General features: G+C 37.0%; 17 protein-coding genes. 12 read left to right on the top strand and 5 right to left on the bottom strand.

Going from position 1 to position 23,354, the window contains the following annotated elements; all coding sequences use genetic code 11:
- Positions 1-107 precede the first annotated feature (107 nt).
- From ACTJJH_RS00495 to ACTJJH_RS00520, 6 genes are all read left to right on the top strand, one after another.
- On the top strand, positions 108-2,843 hold the full coding sequence (locus ACTJJH_RS00495; RefSeq protein ID WP_017385429.1) for an autotransporter assembly complex protein TamA: 2,736 nt from the start codon (positions 108-110) through the stop codon (positions 2,841-2,843).
- A 26-nt stretch (positions 2,844-2,869) separates the two neighbouring features.
- Positions 2,870-7,378 (top strand): translocation/assembly module TamB domain-containing protein, encoded by a 4,509-nt coding sequence (locus ACTJJH_RS00500; protein ID WP_347737912.1) that lies wholly within the window; start codon positions 2,870-2,872, stop codon positions 7,376-7,378.
- Positions 7,379-7,649: 271 nt separating this feature from the next.
- On the top strand, positions 7,650-8,885 hold the full coding sequence (locus ACTJJH_RS00505) for a lactonase family protein (RefSeq protein ID WP_320123687.1): 1,236 nt from the start codon (positions 7,650-7,652) through the stop codon (positions 8,883-8,885).
- Between the two features lie 134 nt (positions 8,886-9,019).
- Positions 9,020-9,382 (top strand): hypothetical protein, encoded by a 363-nt coding sequence (locus ACTJJH_RS00510; protein WP_320123688.1) that lies wholly within the window; start codon positions 9,020-9,022, stop codon positions 9,380-9,382.
- Between the two features lie 253 nt (positions 9,383-9,635).
- A complete protein-coding gene (locus ACTJJH_RS00515) occupies positions 9,636-12,275 on the top strand; it encodes a bifunctional aconitate hydratase 2/2-methylisocitrate dehydratase (RefSeq protein WP_005068571.1) in 2,640 nt (879 codons plus the stop codon).
- A 180-nt stretch (positions 12,276-12,455) separates the two neighbouring features.
- Positions 12,456-13,466 (top strand): DUF4062 domain-containing protein, encoded by a 1,011-nt coding sequence (locus tag ACTJJH_RS00520; RefSeq protein WP_119686006.1) that lies wholly within the window; start codon positions 12,456-12,458, stop codon positions 13,464-13,466.
- A 72-nt stretch (positions 13,467-13,538) separates the two neighbouring features.
- On the opposite strand, the gene ACTJJH_RS00525 is transcribed toward ACTJJH_RS00520, so the two are convergent.
- Positions 13,539-14,996, bottom strand: coding sequence for a DASS family sodium-coupled anion symporter (locus tag ACTJJH_RS00525; RefSeq protein ID WP_440600544.1), 1,458 nt, complete (start codon positions 14,994-14,996; stop codon positions 13,539-13,541).
- A 659-nt stretch (positions 14,997-15,655) separates the two neighbouring features.
- Between ACTJJH_RS00525 and ACTJJH_RS00530 the strand changes: the two genes are divergently transcribed.
- Positions 15,656-16,090, top strand: coding sequence for a hypothetical protein (locus ACTJJH_RS00530; RefSeq protein ID WP_119685250.1), 435 nt, complete (start codon positions 15,656-15,658; stop codon positions 16,088-16,090).
- A 116-nt stretch (positions 16,091-16,206) separates the two neighbouring features.
- Positions 16,207-17,190 (top strand): ion transporter, encoded by a 984-nt coding sequence (locus ACTJJH_RS00535; RefSeq protein WP_440600545.1) that lies wholly within the window; start codon positions 16,207-16,209, stop codon positions 17,188-17,190.
- 26 nt (positions 17,191-17,216) lie between these two features.
- Here the strand turns inward: ACTJJH_RS00535 and ACTJJH_RS00540 are convergent, their stop codons facing one another.
- On the bottom strand, positions 17,217-18,416 hold the full coding sequence (locus tag ACTJJH_RS00540; protein ID WP_039757965.1) for an MFS transporter: 1,200 nt from the start codon (positions 18,414-18,416) through the stop codon (positions 17,217-17,219).
- A 214-nt stretch (positions 18,417-18,630) separates the two neighbouring features.
- Between ACTJJH_RS00540 and ACTJJH_RS00545 the strand changes: the two genes are divergently transcribed.
- Positions 18,631-19,428, top strand: a complete 798-nt coding sequence (locus ACTJJH_RS00545) for a DUF4198 domain-containing protein (RefSeq protein WP_440600546.1) — start codon at positions 18,631-18,633, stop codon at positions 19,426-19,428.
- Between the two features lie 287 nt (positions 19,429-19,715).
- The gene (locus tag ACTJJH_RS00550) at positions 19,716-20,636 is read left to right on the top strand and encodes a LysR family transcriptional regulator (protein ID WP_002122195.1); all 921 of its coding nucleotides are present in this window, start codon (positions 19,716-19,718) and stop codon (positions 20,634-20,636) included.
- 60 nt (positions 20,637-20,696) lie between these two features.
- Here the strand turns inward: ACTJJH_RS00550 and ACTJJH_RS00555 are convergent, their stop codons facing one another.
- Positions 20,697-21,149 (bottom strand): DUF441 domain-containing protein, encoded by a 453-nt coding sequence (locus tag ACTJJH_RS00555; protein ID WP_017480868.1) that lies wholly within the window; start codon positions 21,147-21,149, stop codon positions 20,697-20,699.
- A 250-nt stretch (positions 21,150-21,399) separates the two neighbouring features.
- Here ACTJJH_RS00555 and ACTJJH_RS00560 point away from each other — a divergent pair, with 250 nt between their 5' ends.
- Together ACTJJH_RS00560 and ACTJJH_RS00565 are read left to right on the top strand one after the other, a co-directional pair.
- Positions 21,400-21,612 (top strand): hypothetical protein, encoded by a 213-nt coding sequence (locus tag ACTJJH_RS00560; protein ID WP_440600547.1) that lies wholly within the window; start codon positions 21,400-21,402, stop codon positions 21,610-21,612.
- 102 nt (positions 21,613-21,714) lie between these two features.
- Positions 21,715-22,419 carry a pseudouridine synthase gene (locus ACTJJH_RS00565; protein ID WP_440600548.1) on the top strand — a complete coding sequence of 235 codons (705 nt, stop codon included), beginning with the start codon at positions 21,715-21,717 and terminating at the stop codon, positions 22,417-22,419.
- Here ACTJJH_RS00565 and ACTJJH_RS00570 read toward each other — a convergent pair.
- Positions 22,412-22,855, bottom strand: coding sequence for a GNAT family N-acetyltransferase (locus tag ACTJJH_RS00570; RefSeq protein ID WP_002122286.1), 444 nt, complete (start codon positions 22,853-22,855; stop codon positions 22,412-22,414). The two genes, ACTJJH_RS00565 and ACTJJH_RS00570, sit on opposite strands and share 8 nt — an antisense overlap.
- 98 nt (positions 22,856-22,953) lie before the next feature.
- The gene (locus ACTJJH_RS00575) at positions 22,954-23,262 is read right to left on the bottom strand and encodes a type II toxin-antitoxin system RelB/DinJ family antitoxin (RefSeq protein WP_440600549.1); all 309 of its coding nucleotides are present in this window, start codon (positions 23,260-23,262) and stop codon (positions 22,954-22,956) included.
- Positions 23,263-23,354: the final 92 nt, after the last annotated feature.

Genomic DNA, 23,354 nt, shown 5'->3' on the forward strand with positions numbered 1-23,354 from the left:
CCATGTATGATATTTTTAACGCTTGATTAAATGAAAAATCAATGGTTTTGAGTGAGTTTTACACTCACATTGGTGCGTTTTATTAAAAAATAAGTCTAGAGTTTTCTATGCCTTCTAAAATTAAGTTTAAACAGTCAACTCTCTCACATTCTATGCATTTAATTTTAAAAATGCAGGGCATTCCTAAACTTATTTGTAGCAGCTTGTTGTTAAGCGTTTGCGTAACGCCAAGTTTTGCTCAAACTTCTGTTGAGAATAGTTCATCAACAACTTTAAACCAGACAGTATCTGATGAGTCAACTGAACAATCAGCTCAGGTTAACGAGCAATATACTGCTCCAGTTACAGATATCGCTACACTTGTAACCCAAGCTCAGCAGCAACAAGATAGCTTGGCTATATTGCAACAACAAGAACAATTTCCAAATCAAATTGATGAATTTAAGCCAATTACTCTTGATAATCTTGAAGATTTACCCGATATGCCTGTTGATCAAAACATGGCAAATGAAATTTATAGGGTAGCGGAAGAAGCGAAGAATGAAGCACAGAACTTTCAAAATGGGACTCAGAAACTCCCTGAAGTTACTGTAAGCGATGCAACTCAATCTGAATTAAATCAAATTAATCAGGCACCTGTAAATATTGATCAGCTTATGCAAGAGATTAAGTCTGATAGTAAGATTGTAGTGGAAGCCAATGAGACTGGAAAAACACTGCCTGAATTGACACCAGAGGCCGAAGAACCACCTGAGCAAGCTGGTTTCTTTAAACGTATTTTAAATAAAGTACGTCCGCCGCGTGCAATTCCGATGGAACAAGTACCGCGTATTAGCGCAGAGGTAGAAGGCGCTTCAGATGTGTTAGCTAAAAATATTAAAGGTAAGCTTTCAACATTTACTCAAGAATCTTTTGAAGACTTTAATGCTGCTTTACCTCAGCTTAGAACATTAAGTAATCAGGCTGCTCAAGCTGTTGGTTACTATAATGCTGAGTTCCGATTTGAAAAATTAAGTCCGAGTCGTGTTCGTGTCAGAGTGACACCAAATGAACCAGTACGGATTAATGAGCAAAATATTGAATTTACAGGTCCAGGTGAAAAGCAGCCGCAATTTCAGGTTATTCGTTTAGTTCCTGATCAAGATGTTGGTGATATCTTTAATCACGGTTTATATGAAACCACTAAAACCCGTATTGTCGATGCAGCATCTGATAACGGTTATTTTGATGCTTATTGGCGATTGCATGATGTAAAAGTAAGTCAACCAGAAAATAAGGCCGATATTAATTTACGCTACGAGACAGGAGAGCGTTATAAATTAGATAAGGTCGAGTTTCGTATGAGCGATCCTTCGAAACCTTTGCCATTAAATCAAAATATCTTAGAAAGTATGGCACCTTGGAAAGAAGGTGATGACTATGCTTTCTGGCGTGTAAATGTGCTCGCGAATAACCTAACCAACTCGCGTTATTTTAATTACACCTTGGTTGATAGCATTAAGCCAGATCCAATTGAAAAGCCACTTGAATTACCGCCAGATTTACAAGCTTTGGTCGATGAGCAAAATATTGATGTTGATGAGTCTAATTTACTTTCACCAGAACAACGACAACTTGCGAAAGCACGTCAATTAGCGACATCCAATAAAGAAGTTACGCAAAACGTAGTCGATGAAAAACAGTTTGCTGGAACACAAAATGCAAAACAGGCAGAGCCTCAAACTGCGATGTTGCAAAGCGCCGCAGCTCAGCATGATGAACAGGAAACTGAACAGGATCGTTTACAAGCTCAAGCACGTGAAACAAAAAGAATTCCAGTTATTGTGACTTTAAATGCTGACAAGCTAAATAGTTTGGAAACTGGTATTGGTTATGGAACCGATACGGGGGCGCGTTTACGTAGTCAATATCGCCGTTCTATCGTAAATAAATATGGCCATTCTTTTGATGCCAACTTAGAAGTTTCTGAAATTCGTCAATCGATTGATGGTCGATATAGTATTCCCTATAAACATCCGTTAAATGACTATTTCAATATCGTTGGCGGTTATGAGCGTGAAACACGGGATGATATTGGTCCAGATGTAAGCCTGTTAACCGAATCTGCTGTTGTGGGCGGGGAGCGCGTAATCAAACGTCCATTAGGAAATTGGCAGCATACTATTGGTGTTCGTTATCGTTTAGACCGTTTGACCCAAAAAGGTAATGTTGATATTTCTGAATTACCAGATGCTTTTAAAACAGCTGCATCTGAGCAAGAAGCATTATTGTTTAGTTATGAAACATCTAAAACCTCAAGTAATACACGTTTAAACCCAACAAAAGCTTTTAAACAAACTTATAAATTAGAATTAGGCAGCGAGAGTTTACTGTCAGATGCCAATATGGCAATTGCGAGTGCAGGCTGGAGATTTATTTATTCTCTAGGTGAAAATGATGATCACCAATTCGTCGGAAGATCTGACCTTAGTTATATTTTTACAGATGACTTTGACAAAGTTCCATACAATCTTAGATTCTTTACGGGTGGTGACCAAACGATTCGTGGATTTGACTATAAAAGTCTTTCTCCTGAAGTAGATGGATATAAAATTGGGGGCCAAGCTTTAGCTGTAGGTTCTTTAGAATATAACTATCAGTTCAAAGATGGATGGCGAGCAGCTGTTTTCTCTGACTTTGGTAATGCTTACGATAAAGATTTCAGTAATCCAGCAGCTTATAGTGTTGGGGTCGGAATTCGCTGGAAGTCTCCAATTGGGCCAATCCGTTTAGATGTCGCTTCGGGTATTTCAGATGAGAATCATCCGATTCGTTTACATTTCTTTATAGGCCCACAACTTTAAAAATAAAATTTTATTAGGTTTATTTTATGGCGGAAGTAGAACAGCAGCCCACTTCGGCACCAAGCTCTCCTAAGAAGAAGCGTCGCATTTTGCGTAGCTTCTTGCTGACGATATTGATCATATTGTTATTATTGGCTTCTTCGTTAGTCATCATGATGTCAACGGATCGCGGAAGCCGTTTTTTATTAGATCGGGTTTTAGAAGCTCAGAAAATAATTAAATATGAATATGAAGGCGGCAACTTATTGCGAGGCATTATTCTCAAAAATGTGTTGGTGCAATTAAAAGACGTTGATGTTTCATTAGATCGAGCTGATGTAGGCTTAGGGTGGCGCTCTTTATTATTAGAAAAAGAAGTGCATTTAAGCCATGCAGATGTACGCAACTTACGTATTATTAATAAAACTCCGCCTTCTGGTAAACCGTTTGAATTTAAACCAATCAAATTGCCATTCGTTTTACGTATAGATGAAGGTGATGTTGATCATTTAGAAATTAAGTTAGCAACCTCAGATGTAAGTTTTCATGATGTCCATTTGCAGGATGCACTTTGGTCAGAGACCAAACTGGAATTTGAAAAATCTAGTATGGATATGGGCTATCTTTCGGTCCACAACGCAACAGGTAAAATGGATTTCAGTGGTAAATATCCATTAGATGCCACAGCAGATTTAAGAATCCCATCTTTAAAAAGTTTAAATATTCAAAATATTAAAGTTGCTGCTCGGGGAAGCTTAGATACTATAAAAGCTGGGGTTGCAACAACCACTCCCGATCTATTAACAGGTTGGGTAATATTGCATCCTGTTCGCGATGAAGTTCCAATGCAAGGTGAACTATTATTAAAAAACTATCATTTACCTTTGCTTCAAGAACAAAAACTCTTTGCAAAAAATGGCGTGATCAAGTTTCAAGGTAATATTAAACAGCTTAATTTGGCACTTGATACAGATTTAAAGGGTGAGAATTTACCTGAAGGTCAGTACAACGCTTTAATGAATACTGATTTAGTTCATCAGCTTAATATTACCGATTTCAATGGCCAAGTTATGAAAGGTGCCGTTAATCTTAAAGGTCTGGTGAATTGGAAAGATCATGTGACTTGGGACATCAAAGGTCGTTTAGATCGCATTAATCCTAAAGACAAAGCGATTCCTCAGGTGGTTCAAGACTTCTTACCGCCAAGTTTAGATGCTGCTATTGCTTCAACTGGTTCTTTGGAAAAAGGCACAGAAGTATTTGCTAACGTTGATTTTGACCGTTATGAGTCTTGGAAACTCAAGCTTAATCAGGCGCCTGAAAAAAATAATAAACCTCAACCAATGCTCATGAATGTGGCGTGGGCGAATATAGACCGTGCAATGCCTTATATTGGATGGTTAAGTAGTGATAATGGTCAAGTCGATTTAACATTACGTGACGGTCAACAAGATATTAAGGTTGCTACAAAAGTATATCAGCATGAAAAAACTTTATTGCCAGCAGGACAATATCTAGCCAACCTGAATGTTAAAGATAATATCTTAAATGTTCCTAATTTTAGTTTTGCTGCTGAAAAAGGTAGCTTAACAGGTCAGGCTAAAGTTTTATTACCTACTGAAAAACGACAGCTGGCTTGGAATGCTTTATTAAATGCAAAAGATTTTAATCCGCAAAGTATTCATGCAGCAGCGCCGGTCAATCTATTAAACGGTTCGATTAAGGCAAATGGTTTCGCTAAACCAAACCAGCAAATTATTCAGTTTGAGAAAATTGATTTAACTGGTCGATTGGCTCAAGCAGGTCAAGAAACTGTAAGTTTAGGTGGAAAAAGTACAGCAGCATTATTATTTCATGATGTTAAAGCTGGGGGCGGTTTTAAAGGCTTTGCGGTTAATTATGACGGGTCTTTAAAAGCCTTAAAACAGGCAAATGGTTTGTTGAAGTTTTCTATAGCGGGTACGCCAGATTTTATTCGAATTAGCCAGTTACAACACGATGGTGTGGCTGGAAAAATCTATGCTACTGGTTCTGTCAATTTAAAAGACCGCATTGCATGGGATATTAATAGTTCATTAGTACGCTTTAAGCCTCAATATTTTGCCTCAACTGTTAAAGGTGAAATTTCAGGAAATCTGAAAACTCAAGGGGTTTGGTCTGATCACTTGAAGCGAATTAATATTCAACAATTGAATCTTGCAGGCTTTTTAAATAATAAACCTGTTCGGGGTAAGGGTAATCTATCTCTATTGATGGATTCTAATCAAAATGGCTTTTTACCTCAGCAATTTGAAGCGAATAACTTATTTTTAGTGTATGGACAGAACCAGTTACAAGCTACTGGCAATGCACAAAATCTAAAAATTAAGCTGAATGCGCCAGCACTCTACGAGTTATATCCAGGACTGCGCGGACGAGCTTATGGTGATTTGAATGTTCAATCACAACCACGTTTAAAAGCAACAGCCAATATTGCCGTAGATAATTTTGCTTTTAATACACTCGTAAGTGTGAAGAGATTGAGTATTCAGGGTGAGCTTCCAACATCGGAAACAACACCGACTCAATTAACCGCAAAATTAAATAATCTGCGTAGCGGAAATAGAGAAATCCAGTCTGCTGAAGTGAATTTGACAGGAACAAGAAAAGCACATTTATTGAAAGTACTTGGCAATAATAGTGTTTCCAAGTTCTATGTTCAGTTGGCAGGTGGATTTAATCAAAAGAATGATTGGTTAGGTCAAATCCAGAAAGGAAGTTTTGATTCACGACGAATTCGTCTGGCACAAAATCAAAATGCTCCGGTAATTTTTTCTTCGGCGAAATCTGAGCTATATGTGGGCCAACATTGCTGGCAAAGTACCAATAGTCAGCTCTGTTTTGATCAGCCTGTAAGAGTGAGTAAAGCACGAGGGAATATTTCCTTTGTAACTCAGAACATGGACTTAAGTGATTTCGCGGCATTTATGCCAGAAGGCTTAGCGATGACTGGACAATTAAATGGTTACGCTAAGGCATCGTGGGTAAATGGTGGTAATCCAAAACTTGATGCACGTTTAATTACGCGTAAAGGTGAAATCGGTTTAGCTGCTGAAGATCCACAAGATCCTGCAACGACTTTGGCTTATGATGAGTTAGGGGTGATTGCAAAAAGTGTATCAGAGGGTTTGTTATTCCGTATTGATGTGAAAACACCGGATATTGGTACGGGTTATGCGAACGTTATTATCAACCCATTCCAGTCGTCAATGCCAATGCATGGTGAAGTGGCCTTTAATGATGTTCAATTAAAAGTCTTGAAACCATTTATTCAAGATGTTCGCTCAATGAGTGGGACGTTAGCCTTGGCTGGTAAAGTCAACGGTACATTAACTCAACCTCAGTTTACTGGTGAAATGCGCCTGAAAAATGGTGCGATCAGCATGATTTCTCTGCCAGTGAATCTAACCAATGTGCAGGTGTATTCATCAATTCGTCAGGATATGGCAACAATTGATGGAGCGTTTAATAGTGGGCAAGGTGTAGGCTTGCTTAAAGGTAGTTTTGAGTGGAAAGATGCGCCGCGCCTTCAATTAAATCTGAAAGGTGATAATTTACTGGTACGTCAAGCGCCATTAATTACAGCAATTGCTAACCCGAATCTGACACTTGATATGTATCCTTTTGATAAGCGGTTAAGCTTAAAAGGATCTGTAGATGTTCCTCGTGCACGTATTTCAATGCCAGAAACAACTGCTCCAATCATTAATACGTCATCAGATGTTCGCATCGTGCGCCAAGGTCAAGATCCACTTGCAATTTTACGGGCCGCTAAACCTTGGGATATTCGAGCTGACATTTCTGTTAATATTGGAAAACAAGTGATCTTCCAAGGCTTTAACAGTAATATTCCGTTAGTTGGTCGTCTAAACTTAAGCCAACGTGGCTATGAGACTGCAATGAGAGCTAACGGAGCGATTGGTGTTAGCCAAAAAGTAAAAATTGAAGCTTATGGACAAAGTCTAGACTTGAACCGAGCAATTGCCCGTTTTAATGGACCATTGGCTAACCCGACTTTAGATATCGATGCGAACAAAAATGTTCAGGGAAGCATGGTTGGCGTACGTGTTACAGGTACTGCGACATCACCAAACATTCAGGTCTATAACGATGCAGGTCTATCTGAGCAAGAAGCATTGAATGCGCTTGTTACTGGTCGTATTAATGAAGGTTCGAGTGGCTTGAGTAATGCAGAAGGTTTTAAATCTGATGTAAACAACACCATTGCTGCTGCGGGTATTAGTATGGGCTTGGGTGGTACACGTGCTTTAACTAACCAGATTGGACGTACGTTTGGTTTGAGCGGTTTAGCTTTAGATGCACAAGGTACAGGTGATGATACGCAAGTGAGTTTAACGGGTTATATCACACCAGATCTGTTTATTCGCTATGGTGTTGGGGTGTTTACTCCTGTAAATAAACTTACTTTACGTTATCAAATGAATCGACGTTTATACCTAGAAGCAAGTCAGTCTTTAGAAAGAGCGATCGACTTATTCTACAATTGGCGCTTTTAGTTGATTGAAACCAATAATAAATGAATTAAAAGCTCACTATTGTGGGCTTTTAATTTAATAACGCCTTCATAACATTTAAAAAAGTTTAGTATTTATGATTTAAAGTATCGCTTCTCTTAAGAGTAAAGAAGCCTTGGATAGGTATTGATTAAAGAAAATTCACTTGAAAATTGCTGTTTTATAAATTAGTTTTCAGAAACATTAAATGAAATTAGATTGATATACCTTGTTGATAAATGCAAATAAGGTGGGTTTTTTCAAGGATATAGTAGTGAATATAGATACTTATGTTGAAATTAAAAATGGCAAGGAAAACGATATCAACGTTAAATATCGTGGCCTAATTCAAAAATTAATAGCAACATTGTCATTGACGCTCTTGTCATTTGGATGGTGCTCCACCGTAAATGCTGCACAACAACAAATTGCTTTAGTAGGAACATGGACGTCAATTCCTAATGCACCGCTTGCGCAAAAACCAAAACAAGCCAGTGAAGGTTTGTACCAGCTTCAAGTGAATAAGGATGGAACTTTAACTCCTGTTAAAGTGCTGAAAATGAAAAGTCCTTCTTGGATTGTGAAATCGAAAGATGGTCGTTTTGCATATACCACTAATGAAGAAAACGAAGGTGCGGTGACCGCATTATCTATTCAAAACGGAAAGGTGGAAGTGTTGAACACAGTGGATAGTCATGGTGGACATCCAACACATGCAACAATCAGTTTAGATGGTAAGTTCCTGTTTGTGTCGAACTATTCAGCGTTCGATAAAGGCCGTGGTGGTGTGGCTGTTTTGCCAATTTTACCAAATGGCCATTTGGGTGAAAAAGTACAAAATATTGTTTTTGAGGAAGGTTCTGGCCACGTCAAAGGCCGCCAAGAAAGTGGACATGCTCATTCCACAACTTTTAGTCCAGATGGCAAGTATTTATATGCTAGCGATCTTGGAAATGACAAAGTCTATGCATTTCGTTATAACCCGAACAAGGCTCAGCCACTTGAAGCGGATACCAACCGCGATGTAACTTTTACACATGGTTCTGGCCCGCGTCATATGGTCTTTTCACCAAATGGCAAACATGCGTATGTTACCGCAGAAATGCGAAGTGAAATTGTGACATTTAACGTGCAAGATGGTCATTTGAAAAAAGTGGCTGAGCTAAAACTAATCCACGAGGATAAAACACCTGAATTTAAGAGTGCGAGTGGAATTATCCTTAGCCCAAATGGTAAATATGTGATTGCTGCCAATCGAGGTGCAGACAACAAACTTTTAGTATTTAAAATCCAACAGAATGGATTGCTAGGTAAGCCAGTTGTTTATAAAGCGAATGGTATTGAACCACGTGCTTTCTCATTCGATGCATCTGGTAAATATCTATATGTAACCAATGTTTATAGTAATAACATCAGTTTATTCCGTTTTGATGCAAAAAATGGCATCTTAAAACCTGCTGGTGATGCAGCAAAAATTTCAACACCTACGGATATCAAATTCTTTAATTAATTCAAATCATGAAACTGGCATGTCAAATGCTTAATACAAAAGACCGAGATTTTGTTATCTCGGTTTTTTATAGCAGTTTTGGCAAAAACGATGATTTTCCGTATGATATGGACAGCAATAATTAGTGTAGTGAAATGATGAAAAAGATTTTATTGATTGCAATGAGTTTGCTCTTTGTTGGTTGTTCAGAAAAGAAACCATTAACACCAGAAGAGCAGTGGCATGGCTTTTGTACTAGCGTAGGAAATGCTGCAAGAAGTATTGTTTTTGATCGTCAGCAAGCAATTGAAAAAATGCAGGCAGTTGAGCATGCAAATAAGATTGAAGATGAGATAACTAAAAAATTCATTCTTAATGTTATTGAAAAAGTTTATGCAATTCCAAAAGAAGAACTGACAAAAGATCCTCAAGCAATTCAAGAAAAAGTTAGAAAGCAAATGATGGATGAATGTTTGGCAACCCCTCATGACAAAATGCCAAAATATAAATCATTCTAATTGTGGATGAGGTTATTGAATTTTCATCTGGCTGAAGCTCATTTTGCTTAAAAATAGCTCAATTTAGCCCAATATGCTCATTATTTAAACACAGGTATTTAGATACAAAATAATGGGCATCACGGAGAAACACCCCGCGCTCATTAACTTTTACCTTGAACTCTAGTAAACTTTTGTAGTCCATATTACTTGTGAAGCTTTTAAGAAAGCTGGAATTTGCAAGTAATTTTTCAAAAAAAGAGGAATGAACACCGTGCTAGAAGCTTACCGCCAACACGTTGAAGAACGTGCCGCACTCGGAGTCCCACCGAAGCCACTTGATGACGCTCAAACAGCTCAGCTTGTTGAACTATTAAAAAATCCACCAGCAGGCGAAGAAGCGTTCTTGGTAGATTTGCTTGAAAACCGTGTTCCTGCAGGTGTTGACCAAGCAGCTTACGTAAAGGCAGCATTCTTGGCAGCGATTGCAAAAGGCGAAGCAACTTCACCACTCGTTTCTAAAGAACGTGCAGTTTACTTACTTGGCACTATGCTGGGTGGTTATAACGTAGCACCACTTGTTGAACTTCTTGACAATGCTGAACTTGCAGGCTTAGCTGCTGAAGCATTAAAGAAAACTCTTCTTGTATTTGATGCATTCCATGATGTAGCAGATAAAGCAAAAGCTGGTAATGAAGCTGCTAAAGCTGTTTTACAATCTTGGGCTGAAGCAGAATGGTTCACTAGCCGTCCTGACGTTCCAGAAGAAATCAAAATCACTGTGTTCAAAGTAACTGGTGAAACAAACACTGATGACTTGTCTCCAGCTCAAGATGCTTGGAGCCGTCCAGACATTCCATTACACGCAAATGCAATGTTGAAAAACGAGCGTGATGGTATCAACCCTGAAAAACCAGGTGAAGTTGGTCCATTAAGCCAAATTAAAGAACTTATCGCGAAAGGCAATCAAGTTGCTTACGTTGGTGACGTTGTTGGTACAGGTTCAAGCCGTAAGTCTGCAACTAACTCTGTTCTTTGGTTCTTTGGTGATGAACTTCCACACATTCCAAACAAAAAAGACGGCGGTGTGTGCTTAGGTTCTAAGATCGCTCCAATTTTCTTCAATACTATGGAAGATGCAGGTGCATTACCTGTAGAAATCGACGTTGCTAACATGAACATGGGCGACGAAGTAGTATTGAAAATTGACCATGCTGCTGCAAAAGTAACTGCTTTTAAAGATGGCGTACAAATCTCTGAAGCAGATCTTAAAACTCCAGTACTTTTAGACGAAGTACGTGCGGGCGGTCGTATTAACTTGATCATTGGTCGTGGTTTAACTGCTAAAGCACGTGAAGAACTAGGTCTTGCACCTTCTACATTGTTCCGTACTCCAGTACAACCTGCTGACACTGGCAAAGGCTTCACACAAGCTCAAAAAATGGTTGGCCGCGCATGTGGTTTACCAGAAGGCCAAGGTATCCGTCCAGGAACTTACTGTGAACCTAAAATGACTACAGTTGGTTCTCAAGATACGACAGGTCCAATGACTCGTGACGAGTTAAAAGACTTAGCATGCTTGGGCTTCTCATCTGACTTAGTGATGCAGTCTTTCTGTCACACTGCTGCGTATCCAAAACCAGTTGACGTAACAACTCACCATACATTACCTGACTTCATCATGAACCGTGGTGGTGTATCTTTACGTCCAGGTGACGGTATTATCCACTCTTGGTTAAACCGTATGTTACTTCCAGATACAGTAGGTACTGGTGGTGACTCACATACTCGTTTCCCAATCGGTATTTCATTCCCAGCGGGTTCTGGTCTTGTTGCGTTCGCAGCAGCAACTGGTGTTATGCCACTTGACATGCCTGAGTCTGTACTTGTTAAGTTCAAAGGTAAAATGCAACCTGGTATCACTTTACGTGACCTTGTACATGCAATTCCTTACTACGCAATTCAAGCGGGTGATTTAACTGTAGAGAAGAAAGGTAAGAAAAATATCTTCTCTGGTCGTATCCTTGAGATCGATTTATCAGAAATGGAAAATGACTTGACTGTTGAGCAAGCATTCGAACTTTCTGATGCGTCAGCTGAACGTTCTGCTGCTGGCTGTTCAATCACACTTTCTGAAGAGAAAGTTGCTGAATACCTACGTTCTAACATCACGATGTTGAAGTGGATGATCGCAGAAGGTTATGGCGATGCACGTACACTTGCGCGTCGTGCTGAAAACATGCAGAAGTGGTTAGATAACCCAAGCTTGTTAAAAGCTGATGCTGATGCTGAATACTTAAAAGTTTACGAAATCGATCTAGCTGACATCAAAGAACCAATTCTTTGCTGCCCGAACGATCCAGATGACGCGAAACTTCTTTCTGACGTTCAAGGCGACAAGATTGATGAAGTATTCATCGGTTCTTGTATGACTAACATCGGTCACTTCCGTGCAGCTGGTCAGTTACTTGACAAAGTACCTGGTGGTTCATTGTCTACTCGTTTATGGTTGGCTCCACCAACTCGTATGGACGAGCACCAATTAATGGAAGAAGGCTTGTATAACATTTATGGCCGTGCTGGGGCACGTACAGAGATGCCGGGCTGTTCATTATGTATGGGTAACCAAGCACGTGTAGCGCCGAACACAACTTGTGTATCGACTTCTACTCGTAACTTCCCGAACCGTTTAGGTCAAGGCGCAAACGTTTACTTAGCGTCTGCTGAGCTTGCATCTGTAGCTGCGGTTCTTGGTAAATTACCAAGCCCAGAAGAATATCAACAGTACGCGTCGCAAATCGACAGCGCTTCTGCTGACATCTACAAATACTTAAACTTCGACAAGATGAGCGAATATACTAAAGAAGCTGATCAAGTTGATACTAAGAAAATCCAAGCTGCTCAATTGACTTAATGAGTTAGGATCAAGAAAAGTCGAAAGGCTTTTCCCTAGCATAAGAGCGAATCTATGATTTGCTTGAGCAAAAAGCTAAAAATAAGGGCTGATTAATCAGCCCTTATTTTTTTATATTCCATTGTGTTTTTAATGTAACCTCTTTAAAATTTTTATAACTAAAATATTGATTCTTATAAAATGGCAAAACCTAGAATTTTTATTAGCTCTACATATTATGATTTAAGAAATATACGCTCAGACATTGAAAGATATATTCTTGATAGAAATTATGAGCCTGTTTTAAATGAAAGAGGTCATATTCCATATCAAACGAAAGAGAAGTTAGAAGAGTACTGTTACCGTGAAATTGCTAATTGCAATATCTTAATTTCGATTATTGGTGGACGTTTCGGCACTTCATCACAGCATGTAGGTAATTCTATAACTCAAAAGGAATTAAAAACAGCAATTGATCAGGGTAAACAGATTTATATTTTTATTGAGAAGTCTGTATTGAATGAATATAGAATTTTTGAAAAGAATAAACATCTTGTTGATAAAATTGAGTTTTCCTCTGTTGAGGATCCAAGAGTTTTTCAATTCATAGATGAGGTATTTGCTTTACCACTAAATAATCAATATACCACTTTTGAATCTTCTCAAGATATAATTCTTTATTTGCAAGAGCAATGGGCTAGTTTATTTCATAGTTTGTTGCAAGACGCAACGAAACATAAAGAATTAGAAGTATTAGAAGACTTAAAATCAACGGCAACAACTCTTAATCAATTAGTGACTTTCTTAACGGAAGAGAAGAAAGCTGATAATAAAAATATTGCTCAGATTCTATTTATTAATCATCCAATTTTCAGTGAAATTAAAGTAAAAGCTAAATTAGATTTGAGGGTATTTTTCTACAATTTGAAAGAGTTAGATCTTTTATTAAAGTCACTCGGTTTTAATAAAGTTGAAAATGACAGTTGGGATGAACCTAATATGCAGGAATGGGTTAATGGAGATTTGTTATTAAAAATAGCTTTAGATGTTTTCGATGATAAGGGGAAACTAAAACTTTATACACCTGAGGAGTGGGATGAGGAGTGGGTACAAGCACGTATTATTAGGAGTACAATACCTACTTTCCCTAGATATACTCCCCAGAATAATATTACTGTTCCACTTGATTTAGATGATGAGCTGCCGTTCTGACAGCTACTAGAGATTATAGTTTTGTAATTATTAATTGTCCGTTTGCTATAAATTAAACAGACAATTAATAAATCACCAATAACCTAACACTTTCCACCAAAGTCCGCCAACCACTACAAAAATAATGATATTAACCACGCTCATGACAAAGCCAGCTTTCCACCATTCACCAAGTGTGGTGTAGCCTGAGCCAAACACCACAGGGGAAGTACCAGTCGCATAATGGGTTAAGGTCATCATAATACTTGAAGCTGCTGCCATCATTAAAGCAAAGAGCATTGGCGGCGCACCGAGAGCAAGTCCTGCCGTATAAAAGGCTGCAAACATGGCGGTAATATGCGCCGTGGTGCTAGCAAACATATAATGTGCATACAGATAAGCAAGCATTAATAATAAACAAGCAGGCATCCAGCTTAACCCTAAATGACCAATACTGGTTTCTAAAACACTCGAGAACCACGTGATTAAACCAAGCTTATTTAAATAAGTTGCCATCATCACCAATGCTGCGAACCAAGTAATCGTATCCCATGCGTTTTTTTGCGTCAGAATATCATCCCAAGTGAGTACACCTGTAAGTAGCAATAATCCTAAACCAATAAAAGCAGTCGTCGTTGGGTCAACAGCCCAAGCTGAACCAAAAATCATGGCGGGAATACCTGCCCATAGCATCAATAAAATACCGAATACACCAAGCATGATGATTTCATTTTTACTGATTGGCCCCATTTCTTTTAATTTACTTTTAGCAAACTGCGCTGCATTAGGCGTTTCTTTGACTTCGGGTGGATACATCAAATACATAATCAAAGGCATAATAATTAAAGCAATCAAACCAGGCAATAACATCGCTAATGCCCAAGTGCTCCAACTTAATGAAATTTCACTATTGGTCGCCTTTGCCACTAAATCAACTACTAATGGATTAGGGGCAGTTGCAGTAATGAACATTGCAGAGGTAATCGGGTTGGCTTGGTAGTTAACCAATGACAGATATTTTCCCATCCGACCTTCGGTACCTTTAGCAGGATCAGAATCATAACTAGTAGAAATTGCCAGTACAATTGGATGAATTATTCCGCCACCACGAGCCGTATTACTTGGAGTTACAGGGGCGAGAATGAGTTCTGAAAGTACCATGCTATAGCCAATCCCAATGGTTTTCTTGCCCCAAACAGCGATAAATAAATAGCCTAACCTTGCACCCAATCCAGTTTTTTGCAAACCTTTAGAGATCATAATGGAAATACCAATCAACCAGATGAGTGGGTTAGCAAAGCTACTAAGGGCATCTTGAATTGCACCGCTGGGGCTTGTGTTAGTCACGCCAGTAATAGCGACTAAAGTTATTGCAATAATGGCAATGGCACCAATTGGCATCGCTTTACCGATGATTGCGGCAATTACACCGACAAACATCGCTAATAAATGCCAAGCATCAGAATCAACACCATTTGGTACCGGAATAACGAACCAGATTAACAATGTAATAAATAAAGAAATAAGTGTAGGGAGGGCTTTAAATCCCATGTAATTTCCCCTTGTTTTCATATGATTAAAAATTAAAGTTCTTTATGAGTAAATCGCTAAAGACATAAGTATTAAAGTTCTATTATCGATTAAATGATTCAAGAATTCAAAAAATCACAAGCGATATGTACTAACTTTCATTTCTATGAAAAACGTCATTCTTTTAAGTTAAATATTTCTTAATTTAAACATAAATTGTTAAGTTTTTCTGAAATTTTAATTCTGAAATGGATGTCAGAATGATAAATTCTCTGTATAGATATCAGTCTAATAAATAGTACTTAGTATGGTTAATTTTAAAAAAAAGTATAAAGATATCTAATTAAATTAATATATTCTAATACTAATTTTTAGAAAATATTAAAGATCAAAAAATAAATTATATATCTAGATTAAGGTATAATAGGTGTAAAAATTATTAAATAAAATAACTTAGATACAATATTGGGTGAAAATTGGTCTTTCTGAGTTATTGATTTTATTGAAAGCGTGAAATAAGTCATGAGTTTATTTAAAAAAGTTAAATATATCATTTTAAAATTTGATATATATAAAATTGAATATAGTAGTAGTAATTAACAGGTTTTTTGTTTTAAAATAATTAAACGAACTTAAAAATAATTAAAAAAATATGGGTATTTTATATAGGGAATTTGAGAATGCTAAAGACAATAGTTGAATTTAAATTTGATGATTATCAAATATATGAACAAAAAATGCACTCCAATGAAGGAGGGATTTTAGTTCAAAAAACTGAAGACATCGCGCAATATATTTTTAGTATATTGAGAAATAGATATCATTTAAATGTAGAGTTATATAGTGAAAGCTGGGGGTGGGAAATTGAGATTCCCTTAGCTGAAATAACGATGTATCTCGGAATTAGTGTTTATGAAGAATATAGTAATGGATTCGCAATTTTTATTTCTCCAAATACTCCGATTTTAAGAAAATTTCTATTTAGAAAAATTGATATTACTCATCATATTATGGTGCTGCAAAATTATATAAATATTATCTTAAAATCGCATCCAGGCATCTATGATGTGATGTGGTGGGAAGAGAATGAATTTCGATGTGTAGCCACGAATTGATGAAAAAAATTAAGGCTCAAATATTGGGGTAAGTAAAACAAAAATTGTTAGAGACGATATTGGTGAATAGAGGCGATGAGCTTACTATATCTACAATATTAAGTGGTCAGATCAATATGCATAATTCAGCTTGGAAGGGATTACGTAAGTTTTTTTATAATAATCTTCATAACCATGACTATGAAACGACGGTAAGTAAATGCATTAACTATTTTTTAGTTATTTTAATTATTGGTAACGTCGCTGCTGTTTTATTAGAAACAGTAAATGATTTGTACTCAAATTATCGTATTTGGTTTGACTACTTTGAGAATATTTCAATCGCAATTTTTAGTATTGAGTATTTATTAAGGTTGTGGAGTGTTGCAGATCGAGATACGACACAATCGGCATGGAAAACTCGCTTGAATTGGATGAAAAGTGGGGAAGCAATTATTGATTTGATGGCAATTTTGCCAGCTTACCTGAATTTCTTTGTACGAATCGATCTTCGTATGCTTCGGATTTTACGTCTACTTCGTTTATTAAAATTAACACGCTATTTTATCTCACTACAGATATTGTTATGTGTGATTAAACGCGAGAAGGGATCTTTTCAAGCAGTTATCTTTATTTTAATTATCATGATTATTATGACTGCTTCTGGAATTTATGTGGTTGAAAACAAAGCTCAGCCAGAAGCTTTTAGTTCAATACCTCAATCTATGTGGTGGGCTGTGGTTACCTTAACTACAGTGGGGTATGGCGATGTCACTCCTGTAACTAGCCTAGGAAAGTTATTAGGGGCGCTTATTACTATTTTAGGTGTGGGTATTGCAGCATTGCCTGCTGGTATTTTGGCGTCTGGACTTGCAAATGAGCTTAATCAAAGGAATCAGAGACTAGAGCAAGAGTTTCGTGAGCTACTTCAAGCACGAGGTATTGATATTTTACATGATGAAGTTGAAATTGAGCGGGTCCGTCAAAAAGTAGGATTGCCAAAAGAGCAAGCGCATAACCTGATTATTCAAATTATGCGTGAAAAAGTATTAGAGGAAGAAGAGTCCGTCCGAGAGAAAAAATGTTATTGCCCACACTGTGGTGGAAAGCTAACTGATTAGAAGTAATAAGTTAGCCTTTTCTTTAATTAAGCTTTTTTGCTGGCTTTTTCTACTGCAAATGCGATAAGTAAAATAACCAGACCGCCAAGGCTTAAAACAAAACCTACCCAGATTGGAGCGATCCAACCCATTTGGTGACTGAGTACCCAGCCTCCTAAAAATGCACCTAATGCATTGGCAATATTAAATGCAGAGTGGTTGAGTGAGGCAGCTAAAGTTTGGGCATCACCTGCGACATCCATTAGACGAGTTTGTAATGCTCCGCCTAACCCCATTACCGTGAGACCAATTAAAAATAAAGATGCGATGGCAGTATAGATATTACTCATTAAAAAACTAGTGACAACAAAAGCGATAGCTGAGCTAATTAATACACCCACTATAGTTTTGTTGAGGTTCTTATCTGCAAGCCATCCTGCCGCTAAACCACCAATAACCATACCTATACCCCAGATAGCTAAAGCGATAGGAACGATTTGGATATTAACTTCTGTGTATTCAGTCAAAATTGGTGAGACATAGCTATAAACTGAAAACATGCCTCCAAAACCGATTGCACCCACTGCTAGTGTTAACCACATGTTGATATTTTTAAGGCCAGCTAATTCAGTTTTTATACTGGCAGTAGCTTGAACCGGGATATTGGGTACAAAGAAGCCAACAGCAATTAAAGTGACGAAAGCAATAGTTGCTGAAAACTCAAAACCTGCTCTCCAGCCAAAGTTTTGACCTAACCAAGTTGCTAAAGGAACACCAATGACAGTTGCGACTGTAAGCCCCATCATCATTTGGGCGACTGCAGAAGCTCTTCTTGACGGACCCGCTAGTTCAGCTGCAACTAACGCACCCACTCCAAAATATGCTCCGTGTGGTAAACCTGCAATGAAACGTGAGACTAAAACAGTTTCAGGTGTATGAGCTAAAGCAGTACAGGCATTCGCAACACCATAAAACAGCATTAAGCCGAGCAATAAAGTTTTTCTAGGTACTTTGGCTCCGAGAATAGCGATGATAGGAGCACCAATAACTACACCCAATGCATAAGCACTAATAAAGTGACCAGCTTCAGGTACTGTAATATTTAAATTATTTGCAATTTCCTGAATCAGTCCCATTGCGACGAATTCAGTGGTTCCAATACAAAAACCACCTACAGCGAGTGAGAAAATTGCTAAAAAGAGAGAGTAATGTTGAGGTGTGGAAAGAGGAGATTGCGGGGACGCCATAATAAGTTAAGGGAAGACACAAAAAAGAGAAGTATAAGGGAAAAGAGAACAGAATAATAAAAAACTAAAATATTGAGAGAAAGATTACGTATTTCTTTTTAAAGTAAAATTAAACTTATTAATGATAATAAGAATTATTTTTATTTGTGTATACTGTATCCGCTTATATTTTGTCTGAAATTTTTAACTTTGCGTATAACAGGATTTTGTAATAATGAATAGATTTCTAATGACGTCACTTGCATTGATATGTACAACAGGCTTTGCTCATGAACCTTATGTAGCTCCTGTAGCTTATAAAACTGAACAGACTCAAGTACCCGTAATTGCTGGTTATGCGGAAGAAGCATTAAATAGTGAATATGCTTTAAAGGATGCTAAGCTTACTGTAATTACACCTAAAAATGAGCTTAAAACCGTCAATTCAGAAGCCCTGCATAAGTCTGCTACTGTTTTTGATGTAGATCTACCTGAAGAAGGCACATACATTGTTCAAACTCAGGCAAGTTATCCTTTGAAATATGTATACGACCAAAAAGCATGGCATTTATTTTTTGATATGCCAGCTGATAAAGCTCCACCGAAAGCAGAACGTGAATATTTGATTCCGACTGACCTTAAAACAAAAACAATTAAAACAGAACAAGTAACACGTGAGTGGATATTGCAGAGTTATCTTTCTAAAGGAAAAGTTTCAGATATTCAGCTTCCGAATACACCGATTAAAGTTAGTTTCTCTGTACATCCTAACCAGATTAAAGCTGTTCAACCTATTAAATTAACCATAACTGAAAAAGGACAACCTTTAGCTTATGCTGAAGTGAATTTAAGAGAAAAGGGTGCAACTGACAAGCAAGCGCAGCAGTTTAAGGCAGGAAGCAACGGTCAAGTTGAGCTTACGTTTCCAAAAGCTGGAGAGTATTTAGTAGAAGTAACATCTCCTCTAAATTTGAAATTAAAACCTAAAGATCAGAGCTATACGATTATTAGCTTAAATGTTTTAGCACAATAGTTTTTAGTGTTTTAAAAAAATAGGCCTTTATTAGGCCTATTTTTGTCTTATAGTTTTAACTACTTTAAAAATTTTTATAAAATCGTTTTAATTTTCCTTCATTTTTGAATGATACCTAAATTCATACCAAGTAAAAATAGTGAAATAAAATTCATGTTGAGACAAACTAACTAATTTTATGTTAAAGTGAATAAAATTCATCAATAAAGATTTGTCGAAAGTTTTATGGAAAAGCAAAGATGAGCTTTATCCATTTATAGATAAATCTGTTTTTTAGGCTTGGGCCCATGTTAGAAATACGCCACCTTAAAACTTTAGTTGCTTTACGTGAGCATGGTTCATTAGTTTCCGCAGCTAATGACCTTTGTTTGACGCCATCTGCTATTTCCCATCAATTAAAAGAATTAGATCATTGGTACGGGGTGGAAGTAGTTAATCGTCGAAGTAGACCAGTTAGTTTTTCTAATGTTGGACAGCGCTTATTAAAGTTAGCGGATGATGTTTTGCCACAAATCCAGATTACCCACAGTGATATCACGCGTATTGTGCATGGGCAGACAGGCAGAATTATTTTTTCATCGGAATGCCATAGTTGCTTTGACTGGTTAATGCCTTTATTAAATCAGTATCGCCAGCAATACCCAGATGTAGATTTAGACTTCGCTTCAGGTTTTGAAGCCAATCCGCATGAACTCTTACAAAATGCAGAATTTGATTTACTAATTACAGCTGACCCAATTGCATTAAAAGGAATTGAGTATTTTCCGATTTTTGAATACGAATCACGGTTAGTCTTATCAAATACGCATCCTTTGGTACGAGCTGAAAATATTACAGTTCAAGAGTTGGCCGAAGAAGTTTTAATTACTTATCCGGTAGATAAGCACCGTTTAGATATTATGTCTAAACTTTTCATTCCTGCGAATATCCAGCCTAAACAAATACGGACAACCGATTTAACCCAAATGCTTATTCAACTTGTTGCAAGTGGACGAGGTATTGCTGCTTTACCTGATTGGGTAGTGAATGAGTATGAACAAAAGGGATGGGTTACTAGTCGTCGTTTAGATTGTGTTTCTCCTACAGGTTTAAGACGAACTTTATATGCAGGCTACCGAACTGAAGAAAAAGAGAAAAGTTATTTTGAAGGCTTTTTAAAGCAGTTGGAAAAGTTCTCTTTAAAACGAAACGCCTATTATTCTGGCTAAAAAATAATTTAGCCTAAGTCTTAAAAAGGTGCTTTATTGCACCTTTTTCATGTTGATTTTTTATTTGCCAATAAATAAAGAGAGTAAGCCTGCTGCAATTAGAGGACCGACTGGTACACCACGGAGTAAGGCGACGCCAGCAACTGTACCAATTAGTAAACCTGCAACCACGTCAGGTTGGCTCGACATTAGTTTTACTCCGCGACCACCTAGCCAGGCGACTAACAGGCCAATTGCGATAGCCATAATAGACTTAACACTAATAAAGGATTTTAAAATACTCTCTCCACTGAGTTTCCCACTGGCAATTGGAGTGAGTACGCCAATGGTTAAAATAAGAATTCCTAAATTAAGACCATGAGCTTGAATATAAGGGAAAAACTCATTTAATGGTGTGATTTTAACGACAATCAATACACCTGCTGCAATAGTTACAGCTGCATTTTGACTTAATAAGCCGCAGACAAGCAGAACGAGTAGAACAACTAAATTAACATCAAATTGGGCAAGCATGATGAGCGGAGGGCATTATAAATAAATGGAATTGTATAATATTTAAGAGTTGGAATGTGAAAGCTTTAAAAGATACAGCTGATTTCAGCTCTTCTTAATTAAAAATTGAGTGTATATCTCTCAATGATAAGGAGTTTTAATTTTTGGTTACGCTTGGACACAATGTTATATAAATTAACAAGTTAAAAATTATCGTATTTAAAAATTATGATATAAAAATAATCATTACTCATGAGTACGGGATATTTTTATGGACATTATAGATATCAAGATCAAAGATCAGTTTGATAAGATTCATGATGCAAAAGCACAACTAAAGAAAAATTTAGTGGAAAATGAATCTTTAAAACTAAGCCAACGAATTGAGCATATTATTGTTGATAATGAAATTATTTTGCCTACTACCGAATTATTATTTGAAAGCGAACAGAACGAAAATATTTATCGAGTCGTTGAAGAGTAAGGGTGCGAGCTAGTTCAAGTAGATGAAAACAGTAGCGAGTAGTGTTTAGTAAAAAATGGAAACTACGTTAAAATAACAGCTTAGTTCTAATGAGAAAACTTCATGCTGCTGGAAAAAATTTTACAATCACAAGGGTTTGGTTCTCGTAAATATTGTCAGCAGTTAATAAAAAACGGATCTGTAAGTGTTGAAGGAGAGGTTGCAGATGATCTCAAAAAGCAATTCTCTCCAGAAAATTTAGAATTTTCTCTTTTCGGGGAAACTTATCAATATCGAGAAAAAGTTTATCTTGCGCTAAAAAAACCGAAAGGTTTTGAATGTTCACACCAACCTCACCATCATCAAAGTGTGTTTAGTCTTTTACCGGAAATCATGATTCAACGTGGTGTGCAAGCCATTGGCCGTCTAGATCAAGATACAACTGGCTTACTTTTACTTACTGATGACGGTAAATATCTTCAGGCTTTAACTCATCCTCGTAAACATGTACCAAAGGTTTATCATGTTACGACTATAGATCCGGTTACACCTGAGCAAATTGAGATGTTGAGCCAAGGTGTGAGTTTGCATCAAGAAAAGGGTGTTTTTGCTGCAACAGATGTGGAGATATTAGAAACGCATCAATTAACTATGACGATTCATCAAGGTGTTTATCATCAAGTAAAAAGAATGATTGCGGCTGTAGGAAATAAGGTAGAAGCATTACATCGCCATCAAGTAGGGCAATTGGTTTTGCCTGAACTTGAAGATGGTGAGTGGGTTTATTTATCTGAACAACAAAAACAGCTCGCTCAAAATATCATTTGAGAAAACAATGGAAGGTTTGGAACTCACTATCTCGAATAAATCCCATTTGTTCATATAAACGATGAGATTCATGGTTGTTACTTTGAGTTTCCAAACTAATCCGCAAAGCATTTTCTTGTTTTGCAAATAAGATTGCTGTATCGATTAGCTGTTTAGCGGAACCTTGACGACGAAAAACGGGCGTAACATATACATCATCTAAAATATAATAAGTTGAACAAGCAACTGAAGAAAAACCTAAATAGAGTAAAATAAAACCCGTGATTTTATCGTCTTTAATATGAATGAAGAACACACTTTCTCTATTTTCAAAACGTTGTTTAAGGAAGTGAAGTGATTCATTAAAATTAGAAGAGGCCCCATAAAATTGGCGATATTCATCAAACAAAACGGCGAGTTGCTCTAAATCTTCAAAAGTCGCTCGTCTAACGATCATTTGGCACTCCTTGTAACTTATCATTATGTTTTTACAAAGAGAGCATAACGAAAAAAACAGCTTTTTGACGTTAAAACTTGTTTATAAATGCAACAGTGTTAAGTTTTGTCGCTTTCACCAAGAAGTGCATTAAGTTCTTCAAATAAATCTTCATGGTCATCATCTTCAGTTAAAGTTGATTGATTTTGGTTCAATGAAGATGCTTTTGCTTTTCTCAGCTTTAGTAATTGTTCCATATTAATATTCTGATTTTCGATAGCAAAAGGAATAGATTTAGTTAATACGACCTGTTTAAAAAAAAGTCGTACTGCTTGGGCAGGGGTAATTCCCAGTTGTTTAAAAACAGCAAAAGCCTGCTTTTTTTCTTGGGAGTCAAGTCGAACCTGATAAACTTCTGTTTTTCGCATGAATAACAAAACCAAATGATTTTAATTTTTAGGAATTTATTTTAAACCATCGCAATGTAATTTCAATGCTTTTCGGTATAAAAAATAATCTT

Origin of the sequence: Acinetobacter sp. 22301, assembly GCF_052045285.1 — a bacterium.
Taxonomy (GTDB): Bacteria; Pseudomonadota; Gammaproteobacteria; order Pseudomonadales; family Moraxellaceae; genus Acinetobacter; species Acinetobacter pittii.

Bases quoted from the DNA above. Each gene is read 5' to 3' on its own strand.
- ACTJJH_RS00495 (WP_017385429.1), top strand. From the start codon at position 108: ATGCCTTCTAAAATTAAGTTTAAACAGTCAACTCTCTCACATTCTATG.
- ACTJJH_RS00500 (WP_347737912.1), top strand. From the start codon at position 2,870: ATGGCGGAAGTAGAACAGCAGCCCACTTCGGCACCAAGCTCTCCTAAG.
- ACTJJH_RS00510 (WP_320123688.1), top strand. From the start codon at position 9,020: ATGATGAAAAAGATTTTATTGATTGCAATGAGTTTGCTCTTTGTTGGT.
- ACTJJH_RS00520 (WP_119686006.1), top strand. From the start codon at position 12,456: ATGGCAAAACCTAGAATTTTTATTAGCTCTACATATTATGATTTAAGA.
- ACTJJH_RS00525 (WP_440600544.1), bottom strand. From the start codon at position 14,996: ATGGGATTTAAAGCCCTCCCTACACTTATTTCTTTATTTATTACATTG.
- ACTJJH_RS00530 (WP_119685250.1), top strand. From the start codon at position 15,656: ATGCTAAAGACAATAGTTGAATTTAAATTTGATGATTATCAAATATAT.
- ACTJJH_RS00535 (WP_440600545.1), top strand. From the start codon at position 16,207: ATGCATAATTCAGCTTGGAAGGGATTACGTAAGTTTTTTTATAATAAT.
- ACTJJH_RS00540 (WP_039757965.1), bottom strand. From the start codon at position 18,416: ATGGCGTCCCCGCAATCTCCTCTTTCCACACCTCAACATTACTCTCTC.
- ACTJJH_RS00545 (WP_440600546.1), top strand. From the start codon at position 18,631: ATGAATAGATTTCTAATGACGTCACTTGCATTGATATGTACAACAGGC.
- ACTJJH_RS00550 (WP_002122195.1), top strand. From the start codon at position 19,716: ATGTTAGAAATACGCCACCTTAAAACTTTAGTTGCTTTACGTGAGCAT.
- ACTJJH_RS00555 (WP_017480868.1), bottom strand. From the start codon at position 21,149: ATGCTTGCCCAATTTGATGTTAATTTAGTTGTTCTACTCGTTCTGCTT.
- ACTJJH_RS00560 (WP_440600547.1), top strand. From the start codon at position 21,400: ATGGACATTATAGATATCAAGATCAAAGATCAGTTTGATAAGATTCAT.
- ACTJJH_RS00565 (WP_440600548.1), top strand. From the start codon at position 21,715: ATGCTGCTGGAAAAAATTTTACAATCACAAGGGTTTGGTTCTCGTAAA.
- ACTJJH_RS00570 (WP_002122286.1), bottom strand. From the start codon at position 22,855: ATGATCGTTAGACGAGCGACTTTTGAAGATTTAGAGCAACTCGCCGTT.
- ACTJJH_RS00575 (WP_440600549.1), bottom strand. From the start codon at position 23,262: ATGCGAAAAACAGAAGTTTATCAGGTTCGACTTGACTCCCAAGAAAAA.